Below are 14887 nucleotides of genomic sequence, written 5' to 3' on the forward strand. Positions count from 1 at the left end.
TGAGGAACAACGCACTGGAGCTGCCAGCGTTGTCCTACAACATCGGCCAGAGTAGCGCCGAGAGGGTTGCCAGCCCGCCGAGAACCACCCACAACACGGTCATGCCACGCAGCTGCGCCAGCGCAGTACGCGTGCAAATAAGCCAGGCGGGAATGAGGAACACGATCACCGCAATGAGCGGCCCACAAAACGTCTCGATCAGGTTGATGACGTCCGGGTTCGCGTAGACGATGCCGAACGTGAGCAGAAACAGTCCCAGAGAGGCGGCGCGCTTGCGAGACGCCGCGTTTTTACCCGATCCGCTGGTCACCAGCTGGCTAAAGGTTTCTGCTACCGACAGGCCCACCCCGAGGAAAGATTTTGTCATGCCGAGTATGGCGATGAACGGAGCCACATAAAAGATGAGGTTGAAGCTGCCGTTTCCTTTAATCACAGAGAGCACGTTCAGGTTCTCCGCCTTCGCCTGCACGAAGCTGTCATGCGGAATACTTAGCACGCAGCTCAGCACGAAGAAGATGATACTGGTAAAGATGGCGATATAAGCCACGCGGATCACCCACAACGCCTTTTCCTCGCCCCCGGCTTTTTTCTCTTTATACCAGGAGGTGAGGGGGGAGATCATCGGCGCACAGCAGAACGAAAACGTAATCAGCGGCAGCGTCAGCCAGATACCTTTCAGCGTCACCGGCAGCGGAGTGGTTTTCACCTCAGCAACCGCACCGGTGAAATTTGCAAGATGCCACTCCGGGATCAGTGAAACGGCGATAAGCAGCACCGATGCCGCGAAGGGTAGTGCCAGCGCGCTCATCGTCGCGACGACCTTATCGCGCCCCTTACTCAGTACCCCATATAGCGCAGCGACCACGATAAATGAAAGCGGCCCACGGTTGATGCTGGTCATCTGCAGATGATCCACGAGGAAGTTATCCAGCGCATTGACCAGCGCCACCCCGTAAACCAGGGTCACAGGGAAGAAGGTCACGCAGTAGAATAAGGTCATCAACTTCTCGCCGTGACCACTAAAGAAAGAACCGAAGATGGGCAGCATACCTTTTTCGGTCTGCTCCTCTCGCAGATAGACCCGACATAAAAGCAGGTGCGGTATCAGGGATAATGGCAGGCCCAGCAGCAGCATCACCAGGAAGATGACCGGCCCGCGCGTACCAATTTCCACCGGCAGGAAAAGCGTTCCCGCCCCGACCGCTGTGCCATACAGACCCAGGGTCCAGATATTGTCCTGCCAGCGCCAGCCCTTACGTACAGGGAGGGTGACTGTCGTCGTTGAACTATTCATCATGTTTTACCGCGTGGAGAATAACGCCTGAAACAGGGAGACCAAACCGGGAAATCGAATAAGTGTTGCCGGTCATCTTGCCAGTGAGGGGTGTAAAAAGGAGATCATCTGCCTCTGGAAATCGCGGTAGAGATATAACGTCCAGTGCTATCACGTACTGGGCCGAGAGGAGGTGCTTTCGCATACTCAAAACCTTGTCAGTATACCTGTAAGCAACTGTCATTATTTATAGAGTATGCTTTAACAGGCGGTTAATAAGAAAAGGCATTTGTGACATTAACGACTAAATAACGCCTGACTTTCCCTGCCTGCACGCCTGTTAATCAGAAAAAAATACCTTAATAATTAATTACCATAAGTAATTTTATTTCTGAAGGAGAAGCTTATTCGAATATTTTATAGCGGAGCTGAATGGATGCGCCTGGGGGGAATTAAAAAAACATGAACAATACAATCTTATAACCAGCCTATAGCGTTATGCACGTTAAGGATGCTGCTGAAAAAAGCGGTTGTGAGATGCCATAATTTTGTGGCGACAGGACATTGCCGGTTGGGTGATGCTGCCAACTTACTGATTTAGTGTATGATGGTGTTTTTGAGGTGCTCCAGTGGCTTCTGTTTCTATCAGCTGTCCCTCCTGTTCAGCTACTGACGGGGTGGTGCGTAACGGCAAAAGCACCGCCGGACATCAGCGCTATCTCTGCTCTCACTGCCGTAAAACATGGCAACTGCAGTTCACTTACACCGCTTCTCAACCCGGTACGCACCAGAAAATCATTGATATGGCCATGAATGGCGTTGGATGCCGGGCAACCGCCCGCATTATGGGCGTTGGCCTCAACACGATTTTACGTCACTTAAAAAACTCAGGCCGCAGTCGGTAACCTCGCGCATACAGCCGGGCAGTGACGTCATCGTCTGCGCGGAAATGGACGAACAGTGGGGCTATGTCGGGGCTAAATCGCTCCAGCGCTGGCTGTTTTACGCGTATGACAGGCTCCGGAAGACGGTTGTTGCGCACGTATTCGGTGAACGCACTATGGCGACGCTGGGGCGTCTTATGAGCCTGCTGTCACCCTTTGACGTGGTGATATGGATGACGGATGGCTGGCCGCTGTATGAATCCCGCCTGAAGGGAAAGCTGCACGTAATCAGCAAGCGATATACGCAGCGAATTGAGCGGCATAACCTGAATCTGAGGCAGCACCTGGCACGGCTGGGACGGAAGTCGCTGTCGTTCTCAAAATCGGTGGAGCTGCATGACAAAGTCATCGGGCATTATCTGAACATAAAACACTATCAATAAGTTGGAGTCATTACCGCCGGTTGGGTGAATTTTGTCTGTTTGTTTATATATTGTCACAGGTCGGCAGCAATGATCGCTAAACCGCACAATTGTGATAATTTTATAGCATCTATTAACAAAAGATGGCCATTTTCATAAGTTACCCTAAATTTTTGTCAAAGTTATAACATTATGAAAATATCCAAAAACCTTAGTCCTGCGTTCTGGTTCACCTTAATGCTGCCGTTACTGTTTATGGCGGTACGGTTCTCTCCTTTACCCTTATTTGATGCCTCTATGGTGGGTCAGATAGAAAATTATCAGGCACTCTGGTTACTCTTTTGCGGCGTATTCACACTGGCCGCGATGTTGCCACTCTCCCTCAGTAAGCCCACCCGGCTATTCTGGATCTGGTCTGCATACTGGTGGTTTGTACTGCTGGGGAGAAGCATTAGCTGGGGGCGTGAATATTTCCCGGATGTGCCACATCTTTATTTCCGTATCATCTCCGTGCTCTGGATTGCACCGCTTATCGTTGCGCTTTTTTCCAGGGCTCTCAGGGCAGAAATAGCACGCAAAATCAGAGATATTCCTTTCCCTGTGGCTATCTTCTCCCTGGCGCTCATCTCTTTCCTTATCTCCGATACGGTTGAGCATAAAAGAGTGCTCGCCTTCCTTTTCGTTGATAGCCCTGAACATCAGGATATTATTGAAGAGCTGTATGAAATACCCTTTATGGTCGCGCTATTTATGACGGCATGTTATTACATGCGGATTGATAAATTAGCCTTAGCACATCCGGTTCGAAACCGTACCGATAACAGAGAAGCATCGATAACGCGCACATAATTAATCGCTATCACGAGTCGTCATGCTGTGTTTTTACGGCATGATGGCAAAACAAAAATAGCAGCCAGGCTCGACTCCCCCTCTTTATGCCGCGAAAGGGGGATATTTAACGGCCGTCACAAAGCGAAACCGACTATCTCTCTCCTTCATAAAAAGTGAGGAGTGTGCTCACGCCTTACCGCATTGCAACGCGTACTGAGCCGTATAATACGCGTCGAGGGGCGTATCGTCCCGGTAGACCGCCCGGGTGTCCTCTCTGCATATCCACTCATCAAGAAACCAGTCATCTTTACATCTGGCGTCCCGGGATGGCTTCACCGTCCAGGTGGATTTTCTGCCAAAGAGTCCCCTCCGCTGAACGATACTGCCGATGCCTCTCTCGTCGCCCATGCGAATGATCTCAAACTTCGCCATCATAGCCTCATGCTAACGAATACTAAGTCCAGATTATCTCACCCCTGCGCCGTGGTTTCTTCACAGTCTGCGCTGTATTGCCTTCGTGATGGAGATGAAAGCGGGGGGTGTAACTCGGGTGACCGCGTTATACATAACGTCACCGAATTGCTTTTGATAGCGCATGAGCAGCGGCGATAACGCGTCACAGGCAGATTTCACTACCGCGTAAAACGCGTTTCGTGGCGTGAACCGTCGAACGTTTCACTTTGCGACCCGCATCCGCGCAATCTGTCATAAACCTGTCACACTCAAGGCGATGCGTAAAAAAAAGAGGAAGAAGGGATGAAAAGAGCACTCCTGGCGATCGCCGTGGCAAGCAGCGTCGCACTCAGTTCTGGGGTACAGGCGCAAACCGCGCCGGAAGGGTATCAGCTTCAGCAGGTTTTAATTATGAGCCGCCATAACCTGCGCGCTCCGCTGGCCAATAACGGCAGCGTACTCGAACAATCCACGCCCAGCCAGTGGCCGGAGTGGGATGTACCGGGCGGGCAGCTCACCACCAAGGGCGGCGTCCTGGAAGTGTATATGGGCCATTACATGCGGGAATGGCTCGCCGACGAGGGGATGATCAAGGCTGGGGAGTGTCCGCCGGCCAGTAACGTCTATGCCTACGCCAACAGCCTACAACGCACGGTCGCTACCGCGCAGTTCTTTATCACCGGCGCCTTCCCGGGCTGCGACGTGCCTGTCCATCATCAGGAACAGATGGGCACCATGGATCCGACCTTTAACCCGGTGATTACCGATAACTCTCCAGCGTTTAAAGAAAAAGCCCTTAAGGCGATGGAGGCCGAGCGGCAAAAAATGCAGCTTGGTGAGAGTTACAAACTGCTGGAGCAGATGACCCACTATGCCGACTCCCCCTCCTGTAAGGAGAAGCAGGTGTGTGATTTGAGCGAGGCGAAGGACACCTTCAGTGCAGACTACCAAAAAGAGCCGGGCGTTTCGGGCCCGTTGAAGGTGGGGAACTCGCTGGTGGATGCCTTTACGCTGCAGTATTACGAAGGCTTCCCGATGGATCAGGTGGCGTGGGGCGAAATCAAAACCGACCAGCAGTGGCGGCTACTTTCGAAGCTGAAAAATGGCTATCAGGATTCGCTGTTCACCTCGTCAGAGGTGGCACGTAATGTGGCTAAACCGCTGGTGAAATATATCGATAACGCGCTGGTCACCGACCAGGCGAAGGCCCCGAAAATCACGGTACTGGTCGGGCATGATTCCAATATAGCTTCGATGCTAACGGCGCTCGACTTTAAGCCTTATCAGCTACACGATCAGTACGAGCGTACGCCAATTGGCGGCAAGATCGTCTTCCAGCGCTGGCACGATAAAAACGGTAACCGGGATCTGATGAAGATTGAGTATGTGTACCAGAGTGCGGAACAGCTGCGAAACGCGGATGTCCTGACGCTGAAATCCCCGGCTCAGCGCGTGACGCTGGAGCTGACGGGCTGCCCAATTGATGCAAATGGTTTTTGTCAGATCGACAAATTCAATGCGGTATTAAACGACGCGGCGAAGTAAAAAAGTCCCCCCCGCGCTGGCGGGGGGGTAGTTGTCAGACGTTTTGCCGTTCTATGGTTTGCTCGCCCCAGAACAGCGAGTCTTTATCCGTCTTCTCAAAGGCGCGCACCAGTACTTCATCGCTGCCTTCTTCCCATATTTTCTCCGCCAGCTTCTCATCGTAGTTTGCGACTTCAAAGATAGCCTCTGCGATTTCTGGCGATGTATTACGTAAACTCGCCCATTCGCCCACGCGATGCGCTTTTGCTTCTTGAGTTGGCATATTCGTCCTCCTGTTTACGGTTAACCTTTCAGTTTGACGGCTAAGCCGGCAACATGTTCACCCTGATAGCGGGCAATATTCAGCTCCGCCTCGCTGGGCTGGCGGGAGCCATCTCCCCCGGCAATGGTCGTGGCGCCGTAGGGGGTACCACCACGTACCTGAGAAATATCAAACAGTTCCGGTGAGCCGTAGCCGATAGGTACAATCACCATCCCATGATGTGCAAGGGTAGTCCATGTAGAGGTAATTGTCTGTTCCTGGCCGCCGCCGGTGCCGGTTGAGCTAAACACGCTGGCAATTTTGCCGCGTAGCGCGCCGTTGGCCCACAGCCCCCCGGTCTGATCGAGGAAAGTGCGCATCTGTCCGGCCATATTGCCGAAGCGCGTTGGGGTGCCAATGATAATCGCATCGTAGTCCGCCAGCTCCTGCGGGGTGGCGACCGGGGTATCCTGTGTTTTACCCCCTGCGTTGGCAAACACCTCTGCGGGCATGGTTTCAGGTACACGTTTAATGGTTACCTCAACGCCCCCAATTCTTCTGGCGCCTTCCGCCACTGCCTGCGCCATCGTTTCTACGTGTCCGTACATCGAATAATAGAGCACCAGAATTTTCGCCATCTTGCTTCACTCCTCAATTATCGTCGCGCAGCCGAGCGCTGCAGTACCTTAAAGATATGACGTGCTGGCAGGAGTGCAAATTATTGCGCGGGTTGTTTGATCTGAGCACTGCTGCTTTTGCGGGGCCGGTGAGCGTCGCTTAAGATTCGCTTTGACCATAAACCGACCCCCACTGAACCGTGCGGCAGCGCTGGTCTGACGATATCCGGCGTTAGAGTCTGCAGCCGCGACGCGCCTCACTCAGTCGTTGCAGCCTGAAGATCATTGTGGCGAAAGGGATCAGGCGCATTGTTGCAATATGAAACATATTTGCCGTATCGAATTTTCGGAACGATAAGAGGTGCTTATGTGTAAGCGGCAGGAATTTTCATACGAAAGGCTGATTTCCTGTTGCTGAATATTACGATTCACTGGCCGGATGCCCTATGTCCACTAAGCTTAGTTTCACGCGGCGCAGATAAACTCGCTGAGTAAGTGTCGCCAGGTGAAAGAATCCTCTTTTACTGAATGCAGTATGATGTCTAATATGTCGAACTCTGGAGGTAGAACATGGCTAACCATCGTGGTGGGTCAGGTAATTTCGCAGAAGATCGTGAAAGAGCATCAGCAGCAGGCCGTAAAGGTGGCCAGCAGAGCGGGGGTAATTTCAAAAATGACCCTCAGCGTGCATCAGAAGCTGGCAAAAAAGGGGGCAAAAACAGTCACGGCAGCGGTAACAATAGCAAGTAGTGACTAAAGTCTACGATACGGATAGCGTAATCCGTAACGTTGCTCCCACCGCCGGATAGCCCGGCGGTTTTTTTTATCTCCGCAACATTGAACTGTTATCACCGACATCGCACACTAGCGGATTGATTCTTGTCTTTGGTGTTACATGTCTGCCTCTCGTTATGCTTTCTCCGTTAAACCGCAAGAAGCGCTATTAATTCTCATCACTATGTTCTGGGGTGGCACGTTTCTGGCCGTCCAGTATGCGGTCACCCTGAGCGATCCCTTTTTCTTTGTCGGCCTGCGCTTCGCCACGGCGGCAATTGCGGTGGCGTTGATCTCACTGAAATCTTTGCGCGGACTTACGCTTAGAGAGCTCAAAGCCGGCGTAGCGATCGGCGTGGCGATCGCCATGGGTTACAGCCTGCAAACCTGGGGTTTACAAAGCATCTCCAGCAGTAAATCGGCCTTTATCACGGCGATGTACGTTCCGCTGGTGCCACTGTTGCAATGGTTATGCCTCGGCAGAATACCGGGAATCATGTCCTGTGTGGGCATCGTGCTGGCCTTTATAGGCCTGATACTGCTGGCCGGGCCGGGCGATAATCTGCTGGCATTAGGACCGGGTGAGATCATCACCCTGGTAGGCGCGATTGCCATTGCGGCGGAGATCATTCTTATTAGTGCGTGGGCGGGACAGGTCGATGTAAAACGGGTCACCGTGGTGCAGCTCGCTACCGCGTCGCTGGTGGCATTTGGCGCGATGGTCCCTGCCGGCGAAGCCGTTCCAGCTCTGTCGCCAGGGCTGATTATTGTTGCGCTCGGTCTGGGCATTTTCAGCGCCATTATTCAGGTCACCATGAACTGGGCGCAGAAAAGTGTCTCCCCGACGCGTGCGACCGTCATCTACACCGGCGAACCGGTCTGGGCCGGTATTTTTGGCCGCATCGCCGGCGAACGACTGCCTGTCCTGGCCCTGCTTGGCGGCGTCTTTATTGTCGCAGGCGTGCTGGTGAGCGAACTGAAGTTAAAAAAGAAGCGAAAAGCGGCAAGCGAGCTAACCTCAGACTAAATCGTGTTGAGCAGAAATGCCCCTCCCCGGAGGGGCATTGGCTGTTAACTGTCCTGCCCGACAACTTCCCCCTGGGGGACGGCTGCCGTCCGTCGGCTTAATAGCGCATTCAACAGAATTGCGCCGAAGGTCGCGGTGCCAATGCCGCCCAGAGTAAAGCCGCCCAGCGACAGGGCAAAATCTCCCGCCCCCAGAACCAGCGTCACCGCCACCATGATCAGATTCCCGTTCTGACTCAGATCAACATGGTTTTGCACCCAGATGCGCGCTCCCGCCACCGCAATCAGGCCAAACACCACGATCGAGGCGCCGCCAATCACCGGAGCAGGAATGGTGTGGATCAGCGCGCCAAACTTCGGCGAGAAGCCCAGCAGCAGGGCAATCACCGCCGCGGCCACAAACACCAGCGTAGAGTAGACTTTTGTCACCGCCATCACACCGATGTTCTCGGCATAGGTGGTCACGCCGCTGCCGCCCACCGAGCCTGAAAGCAGCGTCGCCAGTCCGTCACCGACAAAGGCGCGGCCCATGTACGGGTCCATATTGCGCCCGGTCATCCCCGCCACCGCCTTCAGGTGGCCCAGGTTTTCCGCCACCAGGATCACTGCCACCGGGGCAATCAGCATCATCGCCTGGCCGCTAAACGTGGGGGAGGTGAGCTGCGGCACACCAAACCAGGCGGCGTTGTGTACCAGCGTAAAATCCACCGGTTTCCCCAGCCCGAGCACGTTAGTGACCAGCGCATAGAGCAGGCAGGCGATGATCAATCCCACCAGAATCAAAAGCCGTTGCACCATGCCGCGGGTAAAGACCGCGACCAGGCCAATGCACAGCACCGTCATCACCGCCATCCAGCTATCAAATGCCGAGCCAGAGACCCCTTTCACCGCAATCGGCGCCAGGTTAAGGCCAATGGCCATCACCACCGCCCCCGTGACCACCGGCGGCATGAGCCGTTCTATCCAGCGGGTACCGCTTTTCATCACGATCAGCCCAATCAGGGTATAGACTGCCCCGCAGGCGATAATTCCCCCCAGCGCCACGCTGAGATTGGGGTTTACCCCCTGGCCGCTAAAGCCGGTGGCAGCAATCACTACCCCCACAAAGGCCGCGCTGGAGCCGAGATAGCTTGGCACCCGCCCCTCGGTTATCAGGAAGAACAGCAGGGTGCCGACGCCTGACATCAGGATCGATAAGTTCGGATCCAGCCCCATCAGGATGGGCATCAGCACCGTGGCACCAAACATCGCCACCGCGTGCTGCACCCCCATCACGGCGGTCTGAGGATACGAGAGTCGTTCATCCGGCGCGACCACGCCGCTACCCGTAGAGGTCGATTTCAACTGCCAGTGGGGAAAACCGAACATTGCCATGAGCAAACTCCTTCAGGAGGGTTAACAGGCTGGTCGCATAAGTGCGTGATAGCCGCGATCAAACCACACCAACCCCTGCGGCGCGGGGTGGCACGTAATAGCCACGATGCTACAAAACAGAATGTCGTGGGTACCCACGCTCACCACCTGGCTAATGTGGCAATCGAACGACACCAGCGCCTCTTCCAGCCGCGGGCAGCCGGTCTCCCCCCTCTGCCAGCGGGCGGCGGCGAAACGCTCCACCATCGGCGTTTTGCCGCCAAACAGATTAGAGAGCGGTTCTTGTCCGGCGCTCAGGGTATTCACGCACAGGGTGCGGTTTTCGCTAAACGTGGGCCACACCGAGGCACCCCGATTCAGGCACACCAGCAGGGTCGGCGGCTCGTCAGTGACGCTACACACCGCACTGGCGGTAAAGCCCGCCTGTCCGGCAGGACCGTCAGTGGTGATGATATTCACCGCCGCCCCCATGCAGGCCATGGCGTCGCGAAAGGTCTGTTTATCAGGAAGGGTCATGATGGCTCCTTACGCCAGTCCGCAGGCGTCTTCAAAGGTGAGGCGCGGCAGGCGGGCATACACTTTGCTGGCATCGCCATAGCCGATGTTAACGAGCAGATTGCTCTTGAGAGGGGTGCCGGTGAAAAAGGCGGCGTCCACCTTCTCACGGTCGAAGCCGGACATCGGCCCGGTATCCATCCCCAGCGCCCGGCAGGCGAAAATGAGATAGGCCGCCTGCATGGCGCTATTACGGAACGCCGTCTCCTCGGCCAGCGCCGGGCTTGAGGTAAACCAGCTTCGCGCATCGCCGTGCGGAAACAGCGCAGGGAGGCGATCATAGAACGTGCTGTCCCAGGCGACGATGGCCGTCACCGGAGCGGTAAGCGTCTTTTCCAGGTTGCCGCTGGAGAGCGCGGGGCGCAGCTTCTCTTTGCCCTCCGGCGTACGGATAAACACGAAGCGCGCCGGAGAACAGTTAGCGGAGGTGGGCCCCCATTTCAGCAGCGCATAGATCTCGCGCAGGGTCTCGTCACTCACCGGCTGGGGCAGCCAGCCGTTGTGCGTGCGCGCCTGGGTAAACAGAGTATTGATTGCGGTGGGGTTGAGTGCTTCGCTCATTTCGACTCCTTAAAAAACGGGTTCGGGTCTGTGTAGCAGGCTGGCCAGCCCGTTCAGCAGCAGGGTGTTAAAGGATTCGGGTTCGGTGACATTGCAGGCGTGGCCGCCATGGCGCATCACCACCTTTGTGCTGCGGGGCAGGGCCGCATGCAGCGCTGTGGAGCAGACCGTCGGCACCAGCAGATCGTCGGCGGAACAGATCACCTGCACCGGGCAGGCCACGCGCGCAGCCTGATGGCTAAAATCGGCTGACTTGAGGGCGGCGAGCCTGCGCAGCAGATTGGTTTTGCCCTGGAAGTGGGCCAGCGCCAGCGCCTCTTCCGCCTCCATACGTGGCGCACGGGCGGCCATCCAGTCTGCCGGGTAGAGAAACAGCGGCTGGGCCTCGACCCACGCCTGAGCACCGCCCGCATGCAGGAGCCGCTCGCGAATCTGGAAGCAGCGTCGGGTGTGTGGATTAAGCGTCAGCCACCCGTTGATGCAGACCAGCGCGCTCACGGCCTCAGGCGAGTCGATGGCCAGTTGCAGCCCCACCAGGGCGCCCAGCGCATGACCCACCACGGCGTAGCGTGAGATGCCCGCTGTTAAAAGTGCCTCGTGCAGCTCGCGGGCCATCTGTGCCAGGGAGTAGTCCTCGGGCAGCGTCGCGGTATTGCTACCCGTGCCGCGCTGGTCGTAGCAGACCACCTGATACTCCTGCTCCAGCGCAGCGAGCTGAGGCAGCCAGTAGCTGGCGCTGCCCCCGAGCCCCGAAATCAATACCACGACTGGCGCGCCCGCCCAGGGCGGCGGTGAGACGGAGAGTTTCATCAGTCCCTCACTTAGCGATATGCGCAACAGAGGCGATCTCAACCAGCGCTTCCGGCTTCACCAGTCCGCACTGAATGCAGAATCGCGCCGGCTTATCGCCGGGGAAGAACTCCGCGTAAATTTCGTTAATCGCGGCGTAGTTTTTCCAGTCGGTGATAAAGATGCTGTTGAAGGTCACATCCTCCAGGGTGCCACCCGCCGTCTCGATAACGCTTTTGATGGTCTCGAGCACGTGGCGGGTTTGCCCCTTTGGGTCGTCGGGATAGACCACATTATTCTGCTTATCAAACGGCAGGGTACCGGAGACATAGACCACGCCATCGGCAAGGGTGCCCGGCACAAACGGGGCGATGGGGGTGCTGGTGCCTGGCGGGATAATGACGGATTTAGGCATGGCGTGACTCCTCAGGCGATACGGGCAAGTGTGGCGGGTGAAAGGGCATGGCAGAAGCTTTCGACATCGCTGACCCAGCCAAAAAAGGTTTCGATATTGAACAGCGCGGCCTCTTGCGCAAATGCAGGGCCCGCCTGGTGGGTCGCGTCCTCCAGCACAACGCCGAAATATTCGAGGAAAAAGCCGTCGCGCAGGGTCGACTCCACGCAGACGTTGGTCGCGATTCCGGTAAAGACCAGATGACGAATGCCCCGGCTTCGCAGGATGCTGTCCAGCGGGGTGTTGAAAAAGCCGCTATAGCGCGGTTTTGGCAACACGATATCGCCGGGCTGAGGCACCAGCTCATCCACGAGCTGGTAATCCCAGCTCCCTTTTGCCAGCAGCTTGCCCTGCAGTTCAGGCCGTTTGCGCATGGTTTTCAGGGCGTTCGATTTGTGGTAGTTGGGGGAGCCGGGGCCTCCCGCCTCGACGTACTGCTCATCCCAGCCGTTCTGGAACCAGATGATCAGCATCCCCGCTTCTCGTGCGGCGGTGACGGCGGTATGAATGTTCTCAATCACAGGCCGGGTGGTGGAGACGTCAAATCCGGCCAGATCGAGATAGCCTCCCGGGGTGGCGTAGGCGTTCTGCATATCCACCACAATCAGGGCGCTCTGCTGCGGCGCAAAGGTAATCGCCTCCGGGCGTGCAGGTAAGGTTGTCATTACGCGACCTCCCGGGTGGTAGCCGGGATATTCGCCCGACACTGCATCAGGGGCTGAATGCGTTCCCCGAAGGCCTCGATGCCCATCAGGAAATCGTCAAAGGTAAGCAACACCCCTTCGGCACCCGGTACGCTGGCGACTTCATCCAGCATTTTTGCTACGCTGGCGTAAGAGCCAACCAGCGTGCCCATATTGATATTCACCGCTGAGGTGGGGTCGGCCATCTGGCGCACATTGGTATCGGTGCCGGAGCGGGTGTCTTTCTGGCTCTGCTCGGTGAGCCAGCTCAGGGCCTCTTCGTCTGCCCCTGCTTTATAGTGTTCCCACTTCGCCCGTGCAGCCTCGTCGGTTTCGTCAGCAATAACCATAAACAGGACGTAAGAACCCACGTGGCGCCCGGTTTTCTCGGCCGCCTGCTGCATGCGAGCGGCCGTCGGCGCGAAGGCACTCGGTGTATTGACCCCTTTGCCGAAGCAAAAGTTAACGTCCGCATGCTCGGCGGAGAAGGCCATGCCCGCATCGCTCTGTCCGGCACAGATCACCTTCATTGGCACCTGCGGCTGCGGGCTGACGCGACAGTCGTTCATGGTGAAGTAGTCGCCCTTGAAATCGCTTTTCCCCGTGCCCCACAGGTCGCGCAGGACGGTGACATATTCGGTCAGGTAGTCGTAACGTTTTGAGAAGTATTCGTCGCCCGGCCAGAGCCCCATCTGCTCATATTCGGGTTTCTGCCAGCCGGTGACCAGATTCACGCCAAAGCGTCCACCGGAGATAGAGTCGATGGTTGAGGCCATCCGCGCCACAATGGCCGGCGGCAGCGTCAGGGTCGCGGCGGTCGCGTAAATCTGGATGCGGGTGGTCACCGCCGCAAGGCCCGCCATCAGCGTGAAGGAGTCCATGTTGTGATCCCAGAACTCGGTTTTACCGCCAAAACCGCGCAGCTTGATCATCGAGAGGGCAAAATCAAAATGGTAGTGCTCTGCCTTTTGCACAATCGCTTTGTTCAGCTCAAAGGTCGGCAGGTACTGGGGGGCATGGGTGGAGATCAGCCAGCCGTTGTTGCCGATAGGGACAAATACGCCAATTTTCATCACAAACCTCTCTTACTCTGTGTGGGGTGAAAGTCAGACGTGGCGCTGCATCCTGCATCTCCTCTTCAGCCGCGTACTCCTGTTTTGCAAAGGCGATGCCAGTTTTGAAAAGGTTAATGTTATTAGCGTGTTAAAAGAAAGTTGATAAAAAAGGCATTAGAAAAGTGGACTAAACGGTCAAAAAGTCTGCACATAAATCAGGCAGTCATGCGCGATCGCGGTGCAGAATATCGTGTCATGTCAGGGGTTTTGCTATGCTGTTGGCAAAGAAAAAGGAGTGAGCACATGGCACAAGGCGCAGTGAAGGGCACCGGTAAGCGGTCGCAGGCGGTGAGCGCAAAAAAAGCGGCGATCCTGGCGGCGGCGCTTGAGACCTTTTCCCAGTTTGGCATCCACGGTACTCGTCTCGAACAGGTTGCTGAGCTGGCGGGGGTGTCAAAAACGAATCTGCTCTATTACTACCCGTCTAAAGAGGTGCTGTACGTGGCGGTATTACGCCAAATTCTTGACGTCTGGCTGGCACCGCTGAAGGCGTTTCGCGAGGAGTTCACCCCGCTGGTGGCCATCTCGGAGTACATTCGCCTGAAACTGGAAGTGTCGCGTGACTACCCGCAGGCTTCCCGGCTTTTCTGTCTGGAGATGTTGCAGGGCGCTCCGCTGCTAAAAGAAGAGCTGACCGGGGGCGTGAAAGCGCTGGTGGATGAAAAATCGGCCATTATTGCGGGCTGGGTGGCCAGCGGCAAACTGGCGGCGGTGGATCCGCACCATCTGATCTTTATGATCTGGGCCGCGACCCAGCACTATGCTGACTTCTCGGCGCAGGTAGAGGCGGTGACGGGCAAGACCTTACAGGATGAGGCGTTCTTCCAGCGCACCGCCGAAAACGTGCAGCGGATGATTATTGAAGGGATCCGCGTGCGTTAGTTGGCCGGGGGAAGCGGGCAGCTCAAATCGCCCTCTTCACACTGCATCAGGCTGGCGAGCATGGCTTCGCGCTCGCTGGTCTTCTCGGTAAGACACTGATTGACGATCATGGGCTGTACGGAGCCGCCCTCAGTGCCAGAGCCGATAAAGGCGCAGTCAGCGTCGCGCAATTTAATCCACGCCAGCTGGGCGTTTTTCAGCAACCCTTGCTGAGCGCCAGCCGCACGCTTCATTGCTGCCTGGTATGTCTGGTTCAACTTACTATCCGCCTCCTGATACTGTTTTGCCGTGCAGATATTCAGATCCAGTTGCGTCGTCGCGTTTGCGCACTCATCCGCCAGCGCACTGGCGCTTAACAGCAACGCGGTGCCGGCGATCAGTAAAGATTTCACGTTTTCTCCCAGGGCT

17 protein-coding genes are annotated in these 14887 nt (G+C 56.1%); 6 read left to right on the forward strand and 11 right to left on the reverse strand.

The features are described 5' to 3' along the window. Nucleotides 1-34 precede the first annotated feature (34 nt). Nucleotides 35-1294 (reverse strand): amino acid permease, encoded by a 1260-nt coding sequence (locus tag JZ655_RS07550; RefSeq protein WP_425352484.1) that lies wholly within the window; start codon nucleotides 1292-1294, stop codon nucleotides 35-37. 608 nt (nucleotides 1295-1902) lie between these two features. Here JZ655_RS07550 and JZ655_RS07555 point away from each other — a divergent pair. From JZ655_RS07555 to agp, 3 genes are all read left to right on the forward strand, one after another. Next, a protein-coding gene (locus tag JZ655_RS07555; RefSeq protein WP_242637262.1) for an IS1-like element IS1A family transposase occupies nucleotides 1903-2600 on the forward strand; the annotation gives its coding sequence in 2 pieces (ribosomal slippage) (nucleotides 1903-2152 and nucleotides 2152-2600; 699 coding nt in all). A gap of 216 nt (nucleotides 2601-2816) precedes the next feature. Then, entirely contained in the window at nucleotides 2817-3428 is a 612-nt protein-coding gene (locus tag JZ655_RS07560) for a hypothetical protein (protein ID WP_207293440.1), read from the forward strand. Between the two features lie 738 nt (nucleotides 3429-4166). After that, nucleotides 4167-5408, forward strand: a complete 1242-nt coding sequence (agp, locus tag JZ655_RS07565) for a bifunctional glucose-1-phosphatase/inositol phosphatase (RefSeq protein WP_207293441.1) — start codon at nucleotides 4167-4169, stop codon at nucleotides 5406-5408. Nucleotides 5409-5442: 34 nt separating this feature from the next. On the opposite strand, the gene JZ655_RS07570 is transcribed toward agp, so the two are convergent. Continuing rightward, a complete protein-coding gene (locus tag JZ655_RS07570; protein ID WP_040076238.1) occupies nucleotides 5443-5670 on the reverse strand; it encodes a YccJ family protein in 228 nt (75 codons plus the stop codon). A gap of 20 nt (nucleotides 5671-5690) precedes the next feature. After that, the gene (wrbA, locus tag JZ655_RS07575; RefSeq protein WP_040076237.1) at nucleotides 5691-6287 is read right to left on the reverse strand and encodes an NAD(P)H:quinone oxidoreductase; all 597 of its coding nucleotides are present in this window, start codon (nucleotides 6285-6287) and stop codon (nucleotides 5691-5693) included. A gap of 549 nt (nucleotides 6288-6836) precedes the next feature. Here wrbA and JZ655_RS07580 point away from each other — a divergent pair. Both JZ655_RS07580 and JZ655_RS07585 read left to right on the forward strand, forming a co-directional pair. Next, a complete protein-coding gene (locus JZ655_RS07580) occupies nucleotides 6837-7016 on the forward strand; it encodes a con-10 family general stress protein (protein ID WP_040076236.1) in 180 nt (59 codons plus the stop codon). A 145-nt stretch (nucleotides 7017-7161) separates the two neighbouring features. After that, entirely contained in the window at nucleotides 7162-8067 is a 906-nt protein-coding gene (locus JZ655_RS07585; protein ID WP_207293442.1) for a DMT family transporter, read from the forward strand. Nucleotides 8068-8111: 44 nt separating this feature from the next. Here the strand turns inward: JZ655_RS07585 and rutG are convergent, their stop codons facing one another. Genes rutG through rutA form a run of 7 tightly spaced genes read right to left on the reverse strand, consistent with a single transcriptional unit; the run spans nucleotide 8112 to nucleotide 13555 of the window. Beyond that, complete coding sequence (gene rutG, locus JZ655_RS07590) at nucleotides 8112-9440, reverse strand: pyrimidine utilization transport protein G (RefSeq protein WP_207293443.1); 1329 nt, start codon at nucleotides 9438-9440, stop codon at nucleotides 8112-8114. A 21-nt stretch (nucleotides 9441-9461) separates the two neighbouring features. Then, the gene (rutF, locus tag JZ655_RS07595; RefSeq protein ID WP_040076233.1) at nucleotides 9462-9956 is read right to left on the reverse strand and encodes an NADH-dependent FMN reductase RutF; all 495 of its coding nucleotides are present in this window, start codon (nucleotides 9954-9956) and stop codon (nucleotides 9462-9464) included. Nucleotides 9957-9965: 9 nt separating this feature from the next. Further along, entirely contained in the window at nucleotides 9966-10556 is a 591-nt protein-coding gene (locus tag JZ655_RS07600) for a malonic semialdehyde reductase (RefSeq protein WP_207293444.1), read from the reverse strand. 9 nt (nucleotides 10557-10565) lie between these two features. Further along, a complete protein-coding gene (rutD, locus tag JZ655_RS07605) occupies nucleotides 10566-11366 on the reverse strand; it encodes a pyrimidine utilization protein D (protein ID WP_207293445.1) in 801 nt (266 codons plus the stop codon). Between the two features lie 7 nt (nucleotides 11367-11373). Beyond that, complete coding sequence (rutC, locus tag JZ655_RS07610) at nucleotides 11374-11760, reverse strand: pyrimidine utilization protein C (RefSeq protein ID WP_040076230.1); 387 nt, start codon at nucleotides 11758-11760, stop codon at nucleotides 11374-11376. 11 nt (nucleotides 11761-11771) lie between these two features. Continuing rightward, entirely contained in the window at nucleotides 11772-12464 is a 693-nt protein-coding gene (rutB, locus tag JZ655_RS07615) for a pyrimidine utilization protein B (RefSeq protein ID WP_040076228.1), read from the reverse strand. Further along, nucleotides 12464-13555, reverse strand: coding sequence for a pyrimidine utilization protein A (rutA, locus tag JZ655_RS07620; protein ID WP_046886637.1), 1092 nt, complete (start codon nucleotides 13553-13555; stop codon nucleotides 12464-12466). The genes rutB and rutA overlap by 1 nt, the downstream gene beginning before the upstream one ends. Before the next feature lie 285 nt (nucleotides 13556-13840). Between rutA and rutR the strand changes: the two genes are divergently transcribed. After that, complete coding sequence (gene rutR, locus JZ655_RS07625; protein ID WP_040076226.1) at nucleotides 13841-14479, forward strand: HTH-type transcriptional regulator RutR; 639 nt, start codon at nucleotides 13841-13843, stop codon at nucleotides 14477-14479. On the opposite strand, the gene JZ655_RS07630 is transcribed toward rutR, so the two are convergent. Beyond that, nucleotides 14476-14871, reverse strand: a complete 396-nt coding sequence (locus JZ655_RS07630; RefSeq protein ID WP_040076225.1) for a lysozyme inhibitor LprI family protein — start codon at nucleotides 14869-14871, stop codon at nucleotides 14476-14478. The genes rutR and JZ655_RS07630 overlap by 4 nt on opposite strands. Nucleotides 14872-14887 lie beyond the last annotated feature (16 nt).

Origin of the sequence: Leclercia pneumoniae (assembly GCF_017348915.1) — a bacterium.
GTDB classification, from domain to species: Bacteria; Pseudomonadota; Gammaproteobacteria; order Enterobacterales; family Enterobacteriaceae; genus Enterobacter; species Enterobacter pneumoniae.